Source organism: [Clostridium] scindens ATCC 35704, assembly GCF_004295125.1.
Lineage (GTDB): Bacteria > Bacillota > Clostridia > Lachnospirales > Lachnospiraceae > Clostridium_AP > Clostridium_AP scindens.
Genome location: NZ_CP036170.1, coordinates 769267 through 787632 on the forward strand (window position 1 = coordinate 769267; position 18366 = coordinate 787632).

The 18366-nt window shown below is 48.5% G+C and carries 21 protein-coding genes and 1 other annotated feature; of the genes, 1 reads left to right on the forward strand and 20 read right to left on the reverse strand.

The annotated features are described in order from the left end of the window. Window positions 1–109: 109 nt before the first annotated feature. Window positions 110–448, reverse strand: coding sequence for a type II toxin-antitoxin system prevent-host-death family antitoxin (locus HDCHBGLK_RS20170; protein WP_004606397.1), 339 nt, complete (start codon window positions 446–448; stop codon window positions 110–112). A gap of 262 nt (window positions 449–710) precedes the next feature. On the opposite strand from HDCHBGLK_RS20170, the gene HDCHBGLK_RS03965 reads away from it, so the two are divergent. Next, complete coding sequence (locus tag HDCHBGLK_RS03965) at window positions 711–929, forward strand: helix-turn-helix domain-containing protein (RefSeq protein WP_004606398.1); 219 nt, start codon at window positions 711–713, stop codon at window positions 927–929. Between the two features lie 182 nt (window positions 930–1111). Here the strand turns inward: HDCHBGLK_RS03965 and HDCHBGLK_RS03970 are convergent, their stop codons facing one another. The 19 genes from HDCHBGLK_RS03970 to secE form a co-directional block, all read right to left on the reverse strand. Then, the gene (locus HDCHBGLK_RS03970) at window positions 1112–2590 is read right to left on the reverse strand and encodes an FGGY-family carbohydrate kinase (protein WP_004606399.1); all 1479 of its coding nucleotides are present in this window, start codon (window positions 2588–2590) and stop codon (window positions 1112–1114) included. Between the two features lie 30 nt (window positions 2591–2620). Then, window positions 2621–3505, reverse strand: coding sequence for a ribokinase (locus HDCHBGLK_RS03975; protein ID WP_004606400.1), 885 nt, complete (start codon window positions 3503–3505; stop codon window positions 2621–2623). Between the two features lie 57 nt (window positions 3506–3562). Then, window positions 3563–3964, reverse strand: coding sequence for a D-ribose pyranase (rbsD, locus tag HDCHBGLK_RS03980; protein ID WP_009249510.1), 402 nt, complete (start codon window positions 3962–3964; stop codon window positions 3563–3565). Window positions 3965–4052: 88 nt separating this feature from the next. Further along, complete coding sequence (locus tag HDCHBGLK_RS03985; RefSeq protein ID WP_004606402.1) at window positions 4053–5105, reverse strand: ABC transporter permease; 1053 nt, start codon at window positions 5103–5105, stop codon at window positions 4053–4055. A 3-nt stretch (window positions 5106–5108) separates the two neighbouring features. Beyond that, window positions 5109–6665: a sugar ABC transporter ATP-binding protein gene (locus HDCHBGLK_RS03990; protein ID WP_004606403.1), complete on the reverse strand. Its 1557-nt coding sequence runs from the start codon at window positions 6663–6665 to the stop codon at window positions 5109–5111. A gap of 32 nt (window positions 6666–6697) precedes the next feature. Beyond that, window positions 6698–7351, reverse strand: coding sequence for a DUF2291 domain-containing protein (locus tag HDCHBGLK_RS03995; RefSeq protein ID WP_039909603.1), 654 nt, complete (start codon window positions 7349–7351; stop codon window positions 6698–6700). Between the two features lie 151 nt (window positions 7352–7502). After that, a complete protein-coding gene (locus HDCHBGLK_RS04000) occupies window positions 7503–8528 on the reverse strand; it encodes a D-ribose ABC transporter substrate-binding protein (protein WP_004606405.1) in 1026 nt (341 codons plus the stop codon). Between the two features lie 71 nt (window positions 8529–8599). Then, entirely contained in the window at window positions 8600–9532 is a 933-nt protein-coding gene (locus HDCHBGLK_RS04005) for a transketolase family protein (protein WP_004606406.1), read from the reverse strand. Further along, window positions 9525–10358, reverse strand: coding sequence for a transketolase (locus HDCHBGLK_RS04010; RefSeq protein WP_009249512.1), 834 nt, complete (start codon window positions 10356–10358; stop codon window positions 9525–9527). The genes HDCHBGLK_RS04005 and HDCHBGLK_RS04010 overlap by 8 nt, the downstream gene beginning before the upstream one ends. A 2-nt stretch (window positions 10359–10360) precedes the next feature. Beyond that, a complete protein-coding gene (locus HDCHBGLK_RS04015; RefSeq protein WP_004606408.1) occupies window positions 10361–11761 on the reverse strand; it encodes an L-fucose/L-arabinose isomerase family protein in 1401 nt (466 codons plus the stop codon). Then, entirely contained in the window at window positions 11743–12804 is a 1062-nt protein-coding gene (locus HDCHBGLK_RS04020; RefSeq protein WP_004606409.1) for a LacI family DNA-binding transcriptional regulator, read from the reverse strand. The genes HDCHBGLK_RS04015 and HDCHBGLK_RS04020 overlap by 19 nt, the downstream gene beginning before the upstream one ends. 318 nt (window positions 12805–13122) lie before the next feature. Continuing rightward, the gene (locus tag HDCHBGLK_RS04025) at window positions 13123–14121 is read right to left on the reverse strand and encodes a LacI family DNA-binding transcriptional regulator (RefSeq protein ID WP_004606410.1); all 999 of its coding nucleotides are present in this window, start codon (window positions 14119–14121) and stop codon (window positions 13123–13125) included. Between the two features lie 175 nt (window positions 14122–14296). Continuing rightward, window positions 14297–14674, reverse strand: coding sequence for a 50S ribosomal protein L7/L12 (rplL, locus tag HDCHBGLK_RS04030; protein WP_009249515.1), 378 nt, complete (start codon window positions 14672–14674; stop codon window positions 14297–14299). 45 nt (window positions 14675–14719) lie between these two features. Beyond that, window positions 14720–15301, reverse strand: coding sequence for a 50S ribosomal protein L10 (rplJ, locus tag HDCHBGLK_RS04035; protein ID WP_004606412.1), 582 nt, complete (start codon window positions 15299–15301; stop codon window positions 14720–14722). Window positions 15302–15352: 51 nt separating this feature from the next. Then, window positions 15353–15489: a sequence feature (ribosomal protein L10 leader region), on the reverse strand. Window positions 15490–15533: 44 nt separating this feature from the next. Continuing rightward, window positions 15534–16037 carry a nuclear transport factor 2 family protein gene (locus tag HDCHBGLK_RS04040; RefSeq protein ID WP_039909604.1) on the reverse strand — a complete coding sequence of 168 codons (504 nt, stop codon included), beginning with the start codon at window positions 16035–16037 and terminating at the stop codon, window positions 15534–15536. 327 nt (window positions 16038–16364) lie between these two features. Next, window positions 16365–17057, reverse strand: coding sequence for a 50S ribosomal protein L1 (gene rplA / locus HDCHBGLK_RS04045; protein ID WP_004606415.1), 693 nt, complete (start codon window positions 17055–17057; stop codon window positions 16365–16367). Window positions 17058–17122: 65 nt separating this feature from the next. After that, on the reverse strand, window positions 17123–17548 hold the full coding sequence (gene rplK, locus HDCHBGLK_RS04050; protein ID WP_004606416.1) for a 50S ribosomal protein L11: 426 nt from the start codon (window positions 17546–17548) through the stop codon (window positions 17123–17125). A gap of 55 nt (window positions 17549–17603) precedes the next feature. After that, window positions 17604–18119, reverse strand: coding sequence for a transcription termination/antitermination protein NusG (gene nusG, locus HDCHBGLK_RS04055; RefSeq protein WP_004606417.1), 516 nt, complete (start codon window positions 18117–18119; stop codon window positions 17604–17606). A gap of 33 nt (window positions 18120–18152) precedes the next feature. Continuing rightward, a complete protein-coding gene (secE, locus tag HDCHBGLK_RS04060) occupies window positions 18153–18344 on the reverse strand; it encodes a preprotein translocase subunit SecE (RefSeq protein WP_004606418.1) in 192 nt (63 codons plus the stop codon). Window positions 18345–18366: the final 22 nt, after the last annotated feature.

An 18366-nucleotide genomic window follows, 5' to 3' on the forward strand; every position in this document is an offset into this window, starting at 1 on the left:
CATAAGAGTTTTGCCACGAACGCCTAAATTAAATCATTCCGTTATGGCCGCAACAATTATATTAATATGGAAGAAATAGACTTCAGATCCTTCGAATATCTATATTAATCTAGAAGCGAAATCCATTTAGACTTGGCACCGGCACGATCCCCTTCTTGCACGGCTCATGCGTTCCAAGAGATGCCTCTTCCTGCTCTCTTGCAAGTTCTGGATTGTCCGGCTCTCCTCTCTTCCTTTGCGGTGTCCCGGATATATCCAGCTGGCAGCCTTCTTCTTGCGCCGCTTCCTTCCCTTCCGCCTCCAGCAGTTGGGAATACCTCTCCGTACTCATTACCACCATAGAGCCGTATCCATTCTTCGTCAGATGGACCACTTCTCCTTTCTTCACCATCTTTTCAATCTCCGTAAATTTATTCCTCAAATCCGATATGGGCCTAATGTTGATCATAGAAATCCCTCCTTTGCTTTTTCTTATTTTATCATAATTATGATAAAATTTCCATAGCAATAAATCAACATCTATGCGATTGACTTACACGCTCCGCCTTTCGCTTGATTTTATCCGCCTTCTTTTTTCATGCCATGAATAATTTTTCCGACACTGTTTAGACTAATCTCGTCTATTTACTACTATTTTTGTAACTATTTGGTTGCATATTCAAATACGGCAGACTTCCTTCTAGTAACATATTTAGGAGGTGGATATCATCATGAAATTTCAACGGATAGAAGATTTGAGAATTGACCATGACCTGACCCAGAATGACATAGCTAAGATCCTGTCCTGCCAGCGCGAAGTATATCGCCGCTACGAGAAAGGGTCCCGCCAGATACCTGTTGATTACTTGATAAAACTGGCAAATTATTACGGATGCAGCACCGATTATATTCTCGGGCTGACAGACCGCAAGACACCATATCCTAAATAGAGGTAGGCTGCCATGCCTGCCGGTTTAGCACCAGCGGCACAGCAGCCTTTTTCAGCCTTCTGTCAATTCCTTATAATTGCAATAATTATGCTCTCTTTTTACGCTTTATTATAGCCAGTATCACGGCATCCGCCTCATCGAGGGCGGCTTTGTATCGCTTACGATTATGATATTGCTGGAAATCACCTTTTCGTCAGCACGGTGGATACCGCTGCCTTCCAGCCATTGTATTTCTTCTTGCGCGTTTCGCCGTCCATTCCAGGAGCGTACTTTACCCGGTTCAGCCTGCCAAAGATGGACTCATCCCACACGCCAAGAGCCAGGCCTGCGGCATAGGCAGGACCGATTCCGGATAATTCCTCGCTATCTGGCACCTGAACCGCCACGTCCGCGATGTCGCTTTGGAACTGCATCAGATATTCATTCTTCGTGGGGCCGCCATCCACGCGCAGTTCTCCCAGGCGCACCCCTGCATCCTCGCACATGGCTTTTACGATATCCGTGATCTGGTAGGCGATGCACTCCACGCCTGCCCGGACCACTTCCGCCTTCCCCGTAGTTCTGGTCATCCCCACGATGGCCGCCGTTGCCCGGCTGTCCCAGTAGGGGGCTCCAAGGCCCGAGAATGCCGGTATCAGATACAATTCGTCATCCTGGACCGCTTCTCTTGCCAAAGTTCCTGTCTCTCCCGGAGACCGGATCAGCTTCAGGTCATCCTTAAGCCAGGTGATAACCGCGCCCGTATAGTTCAGGTTGCCTTCCAGCACATAGTTCACTTTTCCGCCCATGCTCCACGCCAGGGAAGTTACCACTCCGTGGGTGCTGAGCACCGGCTTCTCTCCGATATTCATCATAATGGACGAGCCCGTCCCGTAGGTGGACTTCGTCATGCCCGGCTTAAGGCATCCCTGGCCAAACAAAGAACCATGGGAATCCCCTAGCACGCCGTGGATTGGCACCTTCTTCGGAAGCACACCTTCGAAGTCCGTCTTTCCAAACTCAGAATCCGAATCGCACACCTGAGCCATATTGGAAGGATCAATGCCGAACAAGGCACAGATTTCCTCGTCCCACTTCAGTTCGAATATGTTAAAAAGCTGGGTCCTGGACGCATTGGAATAATCCGTCTTATAAGACTTTCCGCCGGTCAGTTTGTAGACCAGCCAACTGTCAATCGTCCCGTGGCAGATTTCTCCCCGATCGGCTTTCTCTCTGGCGCCCTCCACGTTTTCCAGTAGCCAGGCGATCTTAGAGGCCGGAAAATACGGAGACAGATTCATGCCCGTCTTCCTGCGGATGTTCTCCGCCTCCCCCTGCTTCTCCACGCGCTCGCAGATATTCGCTGCCCTGGCGCACTGCCATACGATGGCCTCCGCCAGGGGTTCTCCCGTAATCCGGTCCCAGGCAAGGGACGTCTCCCTCTGGTTGCTGATGCCAACGCCTGCGACCTTAGATCTGTCAATATCTTCCGTCAGTCGGGATACCACATCGATTACATTCTCATAGATCTCGGCCGGGTTATGGGACACCCAGCCTTTTTCATTGACGATCTGCTCGTGAGGCTTATCCGTCCTCTTAATCAGGCTTCCGCCCTCATCGAACAGCAGCGCCTTCGTACCCTGGGTACTCTGGTCGATGCTGATCATATATTTCTCTGCCATACTCTCACTCCCTCTTTATTAAGAAGCAGCCTACAACCGGACATTTAGCACCTCATCCCTTAGCGGAATGGAGGCAGTCGCCCCCTGGCGGGACACCGCGATCGCAGATGCCTTTGCCGCCAGAGCCAGGCCATCCTGTACCGGCATTTTGTCGATCACCGACGAAATAAAGTATCCGGTAAATGTATCCCCTGCCGCAGTCGTATCTACTGCCTTTACTTTATAGATTCCCTGGCGGTATTGCTCCTCTTTATACTGATAAACAGAGCCTTCGCCGCCAAGGGTCAAAACCACTTTTGCCTCCGGATAGATCTCCTTTAATCTTTCCAGGATCCTATCCGTCTGCGTCTCTCCCGTGACCTGCCCGCCTTCGATTTCGTTCAGCAGGAACATGGATATCTTCCCAAAGTCGCAAGCCTCCAGAGCGTCGTCATAAGGTGATGGATTCAGAATGATCATCATTCCTTTTTCATATGCGCAGTCTATGATATAGTCCAGCATATTAATCTCATTCTGGAGAAGCAGGATATCTCCTTTCTCAAAATGAGCCAGTACCTCATCCACATACTCTTTCGTAATGCTTCGGTTCGCTCCGCCATATAGGAGAATGCAATTCTGCCCATTCTTATCCACCTGGATGATCGTGTGGCCGGATTTGCCCGGTATGCTCTTAATAAAGTCTGCATTGACTCCGCCTTCCTTACAGGCCTTAAGCAGGATGCCTCCTTCTTCCCCTATCATTCCGGCGTGATAGACGTCAACTCCGGCCTTTGCAAGGGCAATGGACTGGTTCAGTCCCTTGCCTCCGCAGAAGATGTTCATTCCCGAAGACGCCAGCGTCTCTCCTGGCGCCACCATATGGTCAACCGAATACACATAATCCAGATTCAATGATCCAAAATTCAATACTTTCATACCGTAATTCCTCCTGAATTCCCCGTCCGGGCACACTTTTCTCTCGTCTTACTGTACCTATGCCGGGAAAGCAACGCCGGCCCTTAAGATAATATTTGGATAAGGCGTGAATTCTCCAGTACGGATTGCGAACTTGAGATTCTTAGACCTGTCCTTTAATTCCAAGTGGCTGATCATCTCCGACTCCACGCCCGGCAGTTTCTCTTTTATATAAGCAAGAAGTTCCGGATTCTTCTCCGTGATCTCCTCCGCCAGCGTATAGAATTCCACCTCCGTCTCGTCTAGCACCGCATCCATTACCTGCCCAAAGGACGGAACTCCTCCGCACAGAGCCAGATCCACAATCTCGACCCCTTTCGGGATTGGCATGCCCCCGTCCGCGATCATAAATGTATCCTTATGGCCCAGCCCTGCAATAAGTCCGGAAAGCTGCGCATTGATGATACCTCTTTTCTTCATACGATCCACCTGCCTTTTTATAGAAGGACAGGTCTTTTGACCTGCCCTAATTCTTTTTGCTTCTATTATTTGCGGCCTTTCTGGCCGATTATTTATTTTCATTGCGTGCCTGGAGAGCCATCTTAGCTTGCAGGTTTCTCTGTACCTGATCAATGATTACGGCAATGATGATCACAAGGCCCCTGATGATCTTCTGCCAGAACTCGGTTACGCCGCACATGGTCATGCCATCGTTGATGACGCCGATTACGAATGCGCCGACGATCGTTCCGCCAATGGTTCCCACGCCGCCTGCCATGGAAGTCCCGCCAAGGACAGATGCCGCGATGGCATTCATTTCCCATGACTCTCCTGTCTTAGGCGTAGCGGACACCAACTGGGAGGTGGCGATAATGCCTACAATGGCGGAGCAGAAACCAGAGAATGCATAGACCCATATCTTCACCTTGTCTACCTTGATACCCGACAATTTAGACGCCCTCTCGTTACCGCCGATGGACAGTACATGCCAGCCAAACGGAGTCTTCTTCAAGATAAGTCCGGCAATCACCGCAATAATCGCAAGAATCAGCACGCCGCATGGAATCGAAGTTCCTCCAAGGTTACGGCCGAAGATCTCGAATCCTGTATTGCCCAGCCCCTCAGAGCCGGACAGTTCAGAAAACGTCGCACCGTTGGAACGGATATTGGCGAATCCTCTCCAGATATACATGGTGCCCAGGGTGGCAATGAACGGCGCTACGTTGAACTTTGTAATAACGATGCCATTGATCATGCCCATCAGCGCTCCCAGAAGAACGGTGATCAGGACGATCATCGGAACACTGAAGTATAAAGTCACGCCGAACATCTTAAGCGTAAGTCCCTGCTGGATGAGGCCGCCTGCGATCATGCCTGCGAGGCCTGCCACAGAGCCTACGGAAAGATCGATGCCTCCGGTAATGATGACATAGGTCATGCCGATCGCAAGGATGCCATACAGTGCCACGTGCTTGGCCACAGTAAGCAGCGCGCCCGCACTTAAGAAATTATCTGCCGTAATGCTAAAGAAAATAAGCAGAACAATTAATACGATAAATGTACGACCTTTCAAGAGGGTCATCGCTAATTTATTATTTCCTGATTTTTGTTTCGCTGCCATAATCTAACTCTCCTTTTCCTCTATATGATGGCCCTTGTAAGAAGCCAGTACCAATGTATCCTGCTGAATCTCGTTGCCGAAGAATTCGCCCGTCTTGATACCATTTGACAATACGATAACCCGGTCTGCGATGGATACGATTTCCTGCAATTCGGAAGAAATCACAATGATTGACAATCCTTCTTCCGCATATTTATTGATGATATCAAACACCTCGGTCTTAGCGCCGATATCGATACCGCGGCTTGGCTCATCCATTAGCAGAATCTTAGGCTCCGTCAGGATTCCCTTTCCGATGACTACTTTCTGCTGGTTACCACCTGACAAGGAAAGAATCGGCAGTTTCTTGTCTGCCACTTTGATCTGTATATCCTTAATTTCCTGATCTACTTTCTCGGCCTCTTTCTTGCTGTCAAGGAAGGGCCCCTTCTTGTATCTCTTAAGCGCGGACAGCGCGCAGTTCTTCTCAATATCCAGAGTCTGTACCAGCCCCTGCATCTGCCTGTCTTCCGGGATCAGCGCGAAGCCGCTGTCAATCTGCTGGGAGATGGACTTGATATGAAGTTCTGTCCCTTCCATGATGATCTGTCCGGTATGCTCCGGGTGCAGGCCCATCAGGCATTCGAACACTTCGCTTCGCCCGGCTCCCATAAGTCCATAGATTCCAAGCACTTCGCCTTTCTTCAGTTCGAAGTTCAGGTGATCCACCAGGTAGCCGCCGCCCGCCTTTGGAAGGCATAAATCTTTCACTTCCAGGACATTTTCCACCTTGCTCCAGTCTACTTCCCGATCCCGCTTCGGATAAGACTTGGCTCCGCCGGTCATCTGATGCACGATCCATGGCACGTCAATATCCTTGACATCCGCGTCAGCCACATACTTGCCATCCCGAAGGATCGTCACGTGATCGCCGATCTCCATGATCTCTTCGAGCCTGTGGGAAATATATACGATGGAGATTCCGGCTGCGGTAAGCTCTCTCATAATCTTGAAGAGGACCTTGACTTCCTGCTGGCTCAGAGACGAGGTCGGCTCATCCATGATCAGCACCTTCAGGTCATCCTCCACCAGATTTCTGGCAATCTCGATCATCTGCTGCTGTCCGACTCTAAGTTCTCCCACCTTCGCATTCAGGTCAAGCGGATGCTCCAGCCTCTCAAGGACCTTGCTGGCTCCATCCATATGTACCTTGTTATCCAGGACAACCTTGCCCTTGGTTTTCTCTTTGTTCATATAGATGTTCTGGTATACATTCAGGTTTGGGAACAGGCTCAGTTCCTGGTGGATGATGCCGATTCCGTTCTTCCTTGCCTCTGTCGTATTCTTGAAGAATACTTCCTTATCCCCGATATACATCTTGCCTTCATTCGGCTGTTCGATTCCGGCAATCATCTTCATCAGGGTGGATTTGCCGGCGCCATTCTCTCCGATCAGCACGTTAACCTTCCCTCTTAGCAGGTCAAAAGATACTTCGTCAAGAGCCTTTGTACCTGGATAGATCTTGCTTATCTTTTCTGCATGGAGAAATACATCATCCCTGCATTTATATGTTTCGCCCATAGTCTATATCTCCTTCTTTGCTTGGCAATCCGTTACTTTGCTTCCAGTACCACAGGCGTAATCAGCACATCCGAACTTCCGCTGGATACCGTAAATGCTCCTACAAATGAAATCGTCTTTCCCTGCAGGGATTCCGGCTTCGCCGGCCCAACAACATCCTTGGCTACGATCTCGTTAATACTCTGGGATACCGCTGCCCACTGTTCCTGATTCTTGTAATCTCCAAATTTGATAAAGCCAAGCGTGTCCCGGATGGATGATCCTTTGTATACCGGTCCGATCTGGATCTTGACGGATTCCGTCCCGTTATATCCCTCCAGTTTGACGGACATGTATCCTGCCTGGGACTGAGTATTGACTTCTTCCACGGTTCCGGTGCCTTTTACCGCATAACTGAGTTCTCCGGACTTGCCCATGGAATAACTTCCGTATTCTTCTGCCAGAGCGGTCAGATCTCCATTGGACTGTTCCAGGAATTCTTTTAAGTCTACAGCCTTTGCATTGAGTTCCGGCAGCGCCGATTCTTCCCATATGGCTGCAACGTCGTCCCCAGCGTTAAATTCGACATCTCCGGTATATTTTCCTTCTTCTCCGATCTTGATTACCTTTACGATTCCGCATCCGGTAAGGAGTGTGGATGCTGCAAGTGTAAATGCAAGTGCGAGTGCTAACATACGCTTTTTCATAGCGTCCTCCTTCATATTCTTTATTCGAGAAACATCCCATCCGGGATGTCTATGTTCATCTTCATTTAATACTTTTACATAAAAGAGTCGTTTTTTTATACAGGGAAGCGTTTTTTGCGCCTCCCTGCTCCCTGCATTGTGTCATTGCAAATTATTCCGTGTAAACAAATCCTGCTAACTTGTCTACGTTCTCTGACGTAATCGCGATACAGTCAACCAGCTGTTTTTCATCTACGCCAGTAGATCCTTCTTTGAGGTACTGGTCAGCCTGCTCTACTGCCATCTCAGCGATGACCGCGAACTGCTGAAGCGCTGTTCCGGTAGCATCTCCGGATTTGATCAGGGCTGCTGCCTCGTCGGAACCATCAACGCCGATAACCGGAAGTTTCTTGCCTGCTGCCTGAAGTGCCGCGCACACGCCCTCTAACATGGTGTCATTGCCGCAGATAACGCCTTCGATGTCCGGGTTAGCCTGAAGCATAGCTTCCATCTTGTCATAAGCTTCCGTCTTTTCCCAGTTTGCCGTCTGCTGCGCAACCATTTCCATATCCGGATACTGGTCGATCACCTCATGGAAAGCAGAAGAACGTACGCCTGCGTTGGTATCAGACTCTTTTCCTAACAGTTCTACATATTTTCCTTTTTCACCCATAGCTTCTACGAACTTCTCAGCGATAGCCTTTGCTCCCTGGTAGTTATTTGCTACGATCTGGGAAATAGCAACGCCTTCTTCATTGATCTCACGGTCAATCAGGAATGTCGGGATCCCTGCTTCCCTTGCCTTCTTAACCGCCTCTACCGTAGCATCCGCGCCTGCATTGTCACAGATGATGGCTGCTGCCTTGTCGGCAATCGCGCTGTCGAACAACTCGGTCTGCTTGGTCGGGTCATCATCGTGGGATACTGCTTTTACTTCATATCCAAATTCTTCTGCTTTCGCGGAAGCGGTATCAACCTCTGCCTTGAAAGCCGGATTAGATACGGAAGGAGTGATGATGTACATGATGTTAGAGCCGCCGCCCTTTAACGCTTCGTCATTCTTCTTGTCCTCTGCCTTATCCTCTGTCTTCTTGTCCTCTGCCTTTTTGTCATCTCCTTTGGAGCCGCATCCGACTGCCATCGCTCCAACCATTGCTACTGTAAGCAACACGGCCAATACTTTTTTGAAACCTTTCATTTTTCCGTTCCTCCTTATGTTTTTAAAAGTATTAAATTTCTATATTAACAGGTAGGCCCTGCCAATATCATTTATTTCAATGCTTCGGCCGCCCTCTGGGCAATCCCTTCGGCATTTAGCCCGTAATAGTCAAATACTTCTCTGGATGAGCCGGTAATCACCGGTTCGTCCGGAAGAGACATGTTGATTACCTTCCTTGGGCATTCGCTTCCTACCACCTGGCTTACCATGGAGCCCAGGCCGCCGAACGGCGCATGCTCTTCTACGGTGACCACTGCCTTTGCCCCGGATGCCGTCTCGACGATGGTCTCTTTGTCCAGAGGCTTGATGCAGTACATATCTACAACCGCCGCGCTGATCCCCTGTTCCTTAAGAAGTGCCGCCGCTTCCACCGCAGGCTTTACCATCTCTCCGCAGGCAATGATGGCTACGTCCGTTCCTTCCGTCACTACCGTTGCCTTATCCATTGTAAACGGAACGCTGCCTTCCTCATAGATGTCATCCACGGCGTTTCTTCCAACCCGGATATATGCCGGCTTATCATCTCCAAGCAATTTCTTGACCAGGCACTCCGTCTGGAGTCTGTCGCTTGGAAGATACACTCTCATATTCGGCACTGCCGCCATTGCCGCGATATCCTGGGCGGAATGGTGGCTCATTCCCAGCGCCCCATAGCTTACGCCGCCGCTGATCCCGATCAGCTTTACATTCGTATTGGAATAGGCTACATCAACTTTGCACTGCTCGTAACTTCTGGTTGACAGGAAGCATGCCGGAGATACCGCATAAGACTTCTTGCCGCATTTGGCCAGGCCAGCGGAGATGCTCACCAGATTCTGCTCTGCGATTCCCGTCTCCACGAACTGCTTTGGATACGCACTGGCAAACGGGGCGAAGGATGCGCTTCCTCTTGAGTCGCTGCAAAGCGCTACAATGTCCTGATCCGTTTTCGCCGCCTCCATCAACACTTCACATATTACCTGTTTATTTGCTATCCTACCCACGAAGCGCCGCCTCCTTTCTATCCGCGAGATCTTTTCTGATCTGCGCCAGTTCCTCTCCACTTGGAACTTTGTGGTGCCAGTTTGCTTTGTCCTCCATTACGGAAGAACCCTTCCCTTTCACCGTATTGGCAATGAGCACGGAAGGCCTGCCCTTTACCGTCTTTGCCGTATTGAACGCTTCCTTTAGCTGGTCTATGTCATTGCCATCTTCTACATCGATGACATTCCAGCCAAATGCCTTGAATCTCTCATGAAGGTCATCATGGGCCATCACGTCCTCAGTCCGTCCGGATATCTGCAAGCGGTTTCTATCGACTACCGCGCACAGGTTGTCAAGCTTGTAGTGGCTTGCCGCCATGGCGCCTTCCCATACGGAGCCTTCAGCCAGCTCGCCGTCGCCCATTACCGTGTAGACTCTGTAGTCCCTGTCATCCATCTTTCCGGCAAGCGCCATTCCCACGCTGACCGGAAGGCCATGTCCCAGGGAGCCGGAGTTCATCTCAATTCCCGGAAGCTTATTGTTGGGATGTCCGATGAACTTGGAGCCGAATTTGCTGAACTTGGCGATCACATCCTTGATATCAAAGAATCCCTTTGCTGCCAGCACTGCATAATACGCTTCCACGGAATGCCCCTTGCTCATGATGAACTTGTCGCGGTCCGGGTCATCTGCGTTCAGCGGGCTTATATTCATCTGGTCAAAATAAATCTCTGTCAGTATCTCCATGACGCTCATGTCTCCGCCGATATGTCCGGCCTTCCCTTCCACAATCATGTCGATTACATTTTCTCTTAATTCGTAAGCGAGTGCTTTCAAATTCTCCATAATCATTCTCCTCTTAGATATGCTTTTACATCTTCTTCAATCGGGTCATACAGGTCCGGCTTTACGCCGATATATTTGCATGCCTCATACAGGACAGGAACCACGTCCTTGTGGATTCCCACGCAGTGATGAATGTATGGGCCTTCCACGATCTTGGACTCCAGGCGCTTGATATTGTCAACTTCCACCCAGAGATAGGTTCCCATTCCTTTCGGTCCGTCTACCCCTCTGGCATTGCCAAGGAGCAGAGAGTATTCCCCGTTGTCCCCATCGAATCTGCACAGGGTCACGTCTCCGTGCTTCGCCTCTGCCGTAAGGCTGCCCGGATGGTCGAAAGCCAGCGGATAGGTAAGTTTCGGCTTTTCTAGTGCAACGGATAACGGCCATGGGCCGCAGTGCTGCAGCAGTTCTCCATTCTCGATATCCGGATGGCGGATAGTCCAGTCTGCGAAGAAGCCTCTCTTCTCACCCATTCCTGCCGCCTCTACCAGTAGCGCGGTAATGGCTCCATGAATATCCGTCTCGCATACGACCGGGATTCCCTTCTCATTGAGGATCGCGTTAGCCGCGCAAGGCATGATGCCAAGTTCCGTCTGGAGAGCATTCCAGCACTGGATCGCTCCCGCCTTGCAGCCATACCTGTCGATCAACTGTTCCATGGCAACCGCAAGGGCAGCCACATTCTCCACTTCGTTGTCCTTGATCTTTACTTCCATGTTCTCACGGATGTACGCGATCATTTCCGCGACTTTATCGCCCTCTTCCTTGACCGCCTTGACTTCCTCCGTAAGTTCCGTCATCGGAATCGGGGAAAGCTGGATATTGAACTTCTCCAGAAGCTCGCCTTCATTACACATCGTGGTCCAGAAGTCAAACGGCCTGGTCGAGATCTGAAGGATTCGGATATTGCGGAATGTCTTCACCACGTTGCACACCGCCTGGAAATCTCTTACCCCTCTTTCAAATACCGGGTCATTTAACCTGCAGTTTGTCATATATGTAAATGGTATCTGGAATCTCCTTAATACTTTCCCGGTTGCAAACAGTCCGCACTGCGTGTCTCTGAGCCTCGCACCGTTCTCATCCGGCCTCTCGTCCAGCGGCCCCCACAGAAGAACCGGCACATTCAGTTCTTTCGCAAGCCTTGCGCAGACATATTCCGTACCAAAATTGCAGTGTGCAAGGAACAGTCCGTCAATGCCCGCCTCTTTGAACTTCGCCGCAATCTTCTTGACGTCATTGTCGTCATAAAGAAGTCCTTCTTCATTGATATCATCAATATCAACAAAGTCAATTCCAAGCTCTCTCAGCCTGTCTGCCGTCAATCCTCTGTACTTGATCGCGTCCGGCGCGCTGAAGATGCTTCTCCTTGTGGGTGCATACCCTAATTTGATAGTTGCCATTTTACTTCCTCCATCCTTTCTTGCCCCTTGGCTTCCTCTATATCTAAGTTCCTGACACTTCCTCTTACAAGAAAATCTGTGCCAACCTGTATCTTCATCTTTACTTGCCTTCTGGAATACCGGATATGGTCCAGAGCCCTTCTTACCGCCACCTCTCCCATCTCCTGCTTGTGTACATGGATCGTTGTAAGCCCCGGGGTGGAGACGGAGCCAAAACGGATATCGTCGAATCCTACGATGGACACCTGATTCGGTATCTTGATTCCTTTTTCTTCCAGGGCTCTCATAGCCCCAAGCGCGATCACGTCATTATCCGCGAAGTACGCTGTCGGCAATGCCGGCGCTTCTTCCAGGTAGGCTTTCATGCCTTCGTATGCCGTCTCCAGCGTCGTCCCCAGCGTGACCACGTATTCCGGTGCCTCTGCCAGGCCATGCCTTCCAAGCGTGCGGTAATATCCATATTCCCTGTACTGGAAAGCCTTGATCCGGTAATCCCCCCGCAGATATCCAATTCTGCGATGTCCATTTTCTATCAGATATTCCACCGCGTTGCAGGCTGCATCCGTATTGTTGATCAGCACTCCGTCAAAAGCCATCTCTTCGCACCATCCATCCAGCACGATCATATATCCTTTGTAGTCCATAAAGGGCTGATAGTCTTCTTCCATCATCTCCGTACCCAGGAGTATCATCAGCGAATTGGTGTCTTCAAGCACTTCCTTAAGCCTCTCCTGAAACGCGTCATCTTCATAATTCAGATGGCTGAAGGCCGTCTCATAACCCAGTTCCTTCGCCTGCCGCTCAACACCTTCTATCATGGCAGGAAATATCAGGCTGTCATCTATGATGCGTCCATTCTTCCTGTAGGTCACGAATTTAATCTTTGTTATTGTCTTTTCCGTCTGGTATCCCAGTTCCTCTGCTACTTTGAATATTTTCCTTGAAGTTTCTTCGTTCACACCCTTCTTGCGATTCAAAGCATTGGAGACAGTCGCCGGAGAAAAGCCCGTCATCTGGCTTATCTGTTTTATACTGACCTTCACTTTTTCACCGCCCCTAACTCTTTATGCCCTTATTATAAATATTTATATAAATATTTCAATAGTTTTATAATAAATAATTTTGTTTCATTTACATTTTGTTTAATTACAATAGTTTTACACCGTGTTTTTTGGTTATTATTTACATCTAATACGCTCTACATTTACAATTTGTTCACATTTATTCATTATTTTAGTTAAATGTTTATGTAAATATTTATATAAACATTTAACTAAATAAGTATAAAAAGGCGCAAAAAAAGAAGCGCCCTTTCTTTTGGCGCTTCCAACTCGTCCCGCACAAGGCCAGACCGTTCAATATTATATTTTTCTTACGCTTCCTCTTTCCACAAAATCCGTACAGACTTGTATCTTCATCCTCACTTTCTTGGGATCCTCGATCGCCAGTACCAATTCCCTCACGGCGGTCTCTCCCATCTCCCGCTTATAGACGTTGATCGTCGTAAGCGGCGGGTCCGAGATAGCCCCGAAGGAAATATTGTCAAACCCTATGATAGACACGTCCTCAGGTATTCCGTATCCATACTCCTTAATCGCCCGCATCGCGCCTATAGCTATCGTATCATTATCCGCAAAATATGCCGTCGGTATCACCGGCGTCTCATCCAGATACCGCTTCATTCCTTCATAGGCAGTCTCAATCCGGGTACCCACCGTCGCAATATATTCCGGCCTTACGGGAAGCCCATACCTTTCCATAACCCTTTTGAATCCAATCTCTCTGTACCGGAATGCCTGGATCCGGAAGTCCCCCTGGATATATCCAATGTCCTTATGCCCCTTGCCAGCCAGATATTCCACCGCCTTTGCAGCCGAATCCGTGTTGCTTATCAGCACGCTGTCAAAAAAGTACCGGTCGCTCCACCCGTCCAGCAGGATAATTTTATTCTTGGCTTGAGTAAACGGTTCGAAATCTTCCTCCAGCATCTCCGTTCCCAGAAGAACCACGGCGCTCTCCGTATCCGAGAGAATCTCATTGATCTGCATCTGGTACTGGGCGTCATTGATATCCACATGGCAGAACACCGTCTCGTATCCCATGCTCTTCGCCTGATGCTCTACGCCTTCGATCACTGCCGGATGGAAGGGGCTGTCATCAATAATCAGCCCGCTCCTCCGAAAAATGACGAACCGGATCTTCTTAATCTTCTCCTCCATCCGGTACCCCAGTTCTTCCGCTACCCTGAATATTTTCTCCGACGTCTCCGCATTCACCCCCCGCTTACGGTTCAGCGCATTGGAGACCGTCGCGGGAGAAAATCCTGTGATTTCACTTATTTTCCGTATACTAACCTTCATAATAACCGACCTTCCATTTACTCTGCCTATAATATATCACATATGATTTTAAAAATGAAGGCAACTTTTTGCGCAATCATATTTCCGCGACTTTTTTTGCAAGAAACGTTAAAAGAAGAGGCGCCCCTGCGGGAACCCCTCTTCTTCATGCATTCTTAAGATATTCAATCTTAAATTATTTAAGGTTAACTTCTGCGCCTTCGCCCTCAAGCTTAGCTTTGATTTCCTCAGCCTCAGCCTTAGATGCAGCCTCTTTGATTACCTTCGGAGCGCTGTCAACTAATTCTTTTGCTTCTTTCAGTCCAAGGCCTGTTACTTCACGAACAACCTTGATAACCTTAACCTTAGAAGAGCCTGCGGATACTAATTCTACATCGAACTCATCCTTCTCTTCCGCTGCTGCGCCTGCATCTGCGCCTGCTGCCGCAACTACTACGCCTGCTGCTGCAGATACACCAAATTCTTCTTCACATGCTTTTACTAAGTCATTTAATTCTAATACTGATAATTCTTTGATTGCATCAATAAATTCAGCTGTTGTTAATTTTGCCATTTTATTATCCTCCATTTAATATTATTTTAATTGCAGCGGGTTATTCTACTCCGCCGGTGTTTCTTCTGTTGCCGCTTCTTCTGCAGAGGCTGCTTCTTCTACCGCCGCCTCTTCTGCAGGGGCTGCCGCTTCGCAGTTCCCTGCTCCGCCCTGCTCTGCGATCTGGTTAAGTACACGAGCAAGATTGGTAATTGGTGACTGCATGCTTCCAAGCAATTTGGCCAGCAATTCTTCTCTTGACGGAATCTTTGACAGTTCTGTCAGGCCGTCAACATCGTATACCGCGCCTTCAATCACGCCTGCTTTTAACTCAAGGGCTTTTGCATCTTTTGCGAACTTGCAAAGGATTCTTGCCGGAGCTGTAGCATCGTCTTTAGAGATCGCAATAGCGCTTGGTCCTTCCAAGTGTTCTTCTAAAGCTGCTAATTCAGTTCCTTCAAAAGCTCTCTTCATCATTGTGTTTTTACAAACTTTGTAGACGATTCCTGCATCCCTCAACTGTTTACGCAGTTCTGTATCCTGAGCAACAGTAAGTCCGCGATAGTCAACTAATACAACGCTTGCTGCATCTTTGACATCTTCTGCAATAGCCTGTACGATTGGTTGTTTCAATTCAACTTTTGCCACGAATGGTGCACCTCCTTATAGTATTTGTCCGACTGCGTAAGGAAATAAGTGCTATACGCTAAAAAGCCTCTATATCCAAAGACATAGAGGCATTGTAATTCATAATAACAGAATCCAACTTTCCTCGGCAGGCGTTTGTCTACTTACGCTTACGCACCTGCTGTCTTCGGCAGTCATCGTGAAATATTATATCATCACGCAGATTCCTTGTCAATACTTTTATATATTCTTGCTATTCTATTTCGCCCAGAACCGCATATGAGGGATCATTTTTATCATCGCGGCTGGTATTATACATTTCAAGATCTTTATAACGGGAAATGATGCGGGTGTTATCTCCTGCAACCGTCCTCTTTACGATCAGCCACTTGCCATCACGGCATTCCCAGTTATCAATATCCCGACACCTGGCTTCTACGGTAAATGTCTTGCCTTCCTTGCCCGGCATCTTGCAGGCAGCGTACATATAAGTCTCGCTGACTGCTTTATCCCCGTCCACCTTGATCAGGATGTTCGTCATCATATGATGGGTACAGATCATATGTCTGTGCTGCTCCAGCATATTATCAATAAATCCTCTTCCCGTTCCTCTGTAAGTGGGGCCATAGTCTACCTGGCTGTCCTCTGCAAACACAGAATGCCCCAGTTCATTGTCAATACGGTCAAGCGCGCGGCAGTAAACGTAGATCTGATCCCTTATAGCCTCTTTTGCCAGCAGTGTCTTAATCTCATCCATTTCTTTCAACTCCTTTATTTTTTTGCGTTTCACTAATATCTGTCCTCAGTATACAATCCCGGCGCATTTATCCAAAGCCATATCCGCCTTGCTTTCACGCAGCGACAAGGACAAAAATGCGTCAATTTATTACCGGACAGTCCGTTCTTATATGTCTTTTAAGGATTTCCACCTGGATTCTATCAGCCCTACCGCCTACTGCCAGAATCCCGTGATTAATACGACCGTCTCCTGAAGCCTCCATCCGTCTCAACGCCACAGACAACGGAAAAGAGACAGCATAGCAAGATTTGCTATACTGCCTCTTATTATTCATCTAATATGCAATTACATAACCTTAATCGGGTTAATCTTAACGCCAGGTCCCATTGTAGAAGTAAGCGTCACGCTCTTTAAGAACTGACCCTTTACAGCGGATGGCCTTGCCTTGTTGATTGCATCAATAAGCGTCTGGAAGTTGTCCGTAAGCTGTTCTTCGGTAAATGAAGCCTTACCTACTGGCACATGGATAATGTTTGTCTTATCAAGTCTGTACTCAATCTTACCGGCTTTGATGTCCTGGATTGCCTTTGTCACGTCCATAGTTACCGTTCCGGCCTTCGGGTTCGGCATTAATCCCTTAGGTCCGAGAACACGTCCAAGACGTCCTACAACACCCATCATATCCGGAGTGGCTACTACTACATCGAATTCAAACCAGTTCTCGTTCTGGATCTTTGGAATCAGTTCTTCTCCGCCTACGTAATCTGCTCCTGCCGCTTTTGCTTCATCAGCCTTTGCGTCCTTTGCAAATACTAAGATACGGACTTTCTTACCTGTTCCGTGCGGAAGTACGACCGCGCCACGGATCTGCTGGTCAGCGTGACGCCCGTCACATCCGGTTCTGATATGAGCCTCGATTGTCTCATCAAATTTTGCTACTGCAGTCTTTTTAACTAATGACACTGCTTCCGCAACATCGTAGAGCGTTCCTCTGTCAATTGCCTTTGCAGCCTCAACATATTTCTTTCCTCTTTTCATTCTAAAAAACCTCCTTGTGGTAATGTCGGGATAACCCTCCCACTTTCTATCGTTTACAATTTACTCTAGTCTTCAACCTTTACGCCCATGCTGCGGCATGTTCCGGCGATCATGCTGATTGCTGATTCAATGTTGGCCGCATTCAGGTCTGGCATCTTTAATTCAGCGATCTCCTGAAGCTGAGCCTTTGTGATGGTGGCAACCTTTGTCTTGTTTGGAACGCCTGAACCAGACTTGATATTGCAGGCCTTCTTAATCAGGACTGCTGCCGGCGGCGTCTTTGTGATGAAGCTGAAACTTCTGTCATTGTAAACCGTGATTACAACAGGAATAATCATGTCTCCCTGATCTGCAGTCTTAGCGTTGAACTGCTTTGTAAATTCAACGATGTTTACACCGTGCTGACCAAGCGCAGGTCCAACCGGTGGTGCCGGTGTTGCTTTTCCTGCAGGGATCTGTAACTTAATATAACCTTCTACTTTTTTTGCCATTTCAATTACCTCCTTGTGGTGCCTTCGGGAACGTCTTCGTCCCTCCCACTACCTGTTACATTTTCTTGACTTCTGCGAAACCAATTTCAACCGGCGTTTCGCGGCCGAATAGTTCAACATTGATGGTTAGGCTCTGCTTCTGTATATTCATAGACTGGATAACGCCAACCGTATCTGCCCATGCACCGGCAATAACCTGAACCGTGTCGCCTTCCTGAAAGTCAACGACAATGTTCTCCTGCCTGATCCCAAGCGGCGCCATCTCTGCATCCGTCAGCGGAACCGGCTTGGAGCCTGGTCCTACGAATCCCGTTACGCCTCTTGTGTTACGGACAACATACCACGTATCGTCATTCATAATCATATGAATCAGCACATAGCCTGGAAACATCTTCTTCTGTGTCGCCTTCTGAACGCCGTTCTTCATCTCTACGACATCTTGCATCGGAACGCGGACTTCCAGAATCTGATCTTCCAAATGTCTGTTTTCAATTGTCTTATCAATGTTGGCTTTTACTTTGTTTTCATACCCGGAATAGGTATGAACTACGTACCATTTTGCCTCTGACATAAACTCACCTTTCTTGCCCGCAGTTTATCAGTTCTATTTTACTAATAAATCCACTCCATACTGGGCAATAAAATCAACGATCGCTATGATTATTCCCAGAACTACGGACACGGAAACAACTGCCGTCGTCTGTTTTGCAAGTGTCATCTTATCTGGCCAAATGATTTTCTTAAATTCTCTGTTAAGACCTTTGAACCAGCTTTTCTTCTGAGTCTTATCGCTCATGACATCCACTCCTTTACGGCGA

Coding starts and splice junctions, on each gene's coding strand:
- HDCHBGLK_RS20170 (WP_004606397.1), bottom strand. CDS start 448: ATGATCAACATTAGGCCCATATCGGATTTGAGGAATAAATTTACGGAG.
- HDCHBGLK_RS03965 (WP_004606398.1), top strand. CDS start 711: ATGAAATTTCAACGGATAGAAGATTTGAGAATTGACCATGACCTGACC.
- HDCHBGLK_RS03970 (WP_004606399.1), bottom strand. CDS start 2,590: ATGGCAGAGAAATATATGATCAGCATCGACCAGAGTACCCAGGGTACG.
- HDCHBGLK_RS03975 (WP_004606400.1), bottom strand. CDS start 3,505: ATGAAAGTATTGAATTTTGGATCATTGAATCTGGATTATGTGTATTCG.
- rbsD (WP_009249510.1), bottom strand. CDS start 3,964: ATGAAGAAAAGAGGTATCATCAATGCGCAGCTTTCCGGACTTATTGCA.
- HDCHBGLK_RS03985 (WP_004606402.1), bottom strand. CDS start 5,105: ATGGCAGCGAAACAAAAATCAGGAAATAATAAATTAGCGATGACCCTC.
- HDCHBGLK_RS03990 (WP_004606403.1), bottom strand. CDS start 6,665: ATGGGCGAAACATATAAATGCAGGGATGATGTATTTCTCCATGCAGAA.
- HDCHBGLK_RS03995 (WP_039909603.1), bottom strand. CDS start 7,351: ATGAAAAAGCGTATGTTAGCACTCGCACTTGCATTTACACTTGCAGCA.
- HDCHBGLK_RS04000 (WP_004606405.1), bottom strand. CDS start 8,528: ATGAAAGGTTTCAAAAAAGTATTGGCCGTGTTGCTTACAGTAGCAATG.
- HDCHBGLK_RS04010 (WP_009249512.1), bottom strand. CDS start 10,358: ATGGAGAATTTGAAAGCACTCGCTTACGAATTAAGAGAAAATGTAATC.
- HDCHBGLK_RS04015 (WP_004606408.1), bottom strand. CDS start 11,761: ATGGCAACTATCAAATTAGGGTATGCACCCACAAGGAGAAGCATCTTC.
- HDCHBGLK_RS04025 (WP_004606410.1), bottom strand. CDS start 14,121: ATGAAGGTTAGTATACGGAAAATAAGTGAAATCACAGGATTTTCTCCC.
- rplL (WP_009249515.1), bottom strand. CDS start 14,674: ATGGCAAAATTAACAACAGCTGAATTTATTGATGCAATCAAAGAATTA.
- HDCHBGLK_RS04040 (WP_039909604.1), bottom strand. CDS start 16,037: ATGGATGAGATTAAGACACTGCTGGCAAAAGAGGCTATAAGGGATCAG.
- rplA (WP_004606415.1), bottom strand. CDS start 17,057: ATGAAAAGAGGAAAGAAATATGTTGAGGCTGCAAAGGCAATTGACAGA.
- rplK (WP_004606416.1), bottom strand. CDS start 17,548: ATGGCAAAAAAAGTAGAAGGTTATATTAAGTTACAGATCCCTGCAGGA.
- nusG (WP_004606417.1), bottom strand. CDS start 18,119: ATGTCAGAGGCAAAATGGTACGTAGTTCATACCTATTCCGGGTATGAA.
- secE (WP_004606418.1), bottom strand. CDS start 18,344: ATGAGCGATAAGACTCAGAAGAAAAGCTGGTTCAAAGGTCTTAACAGA.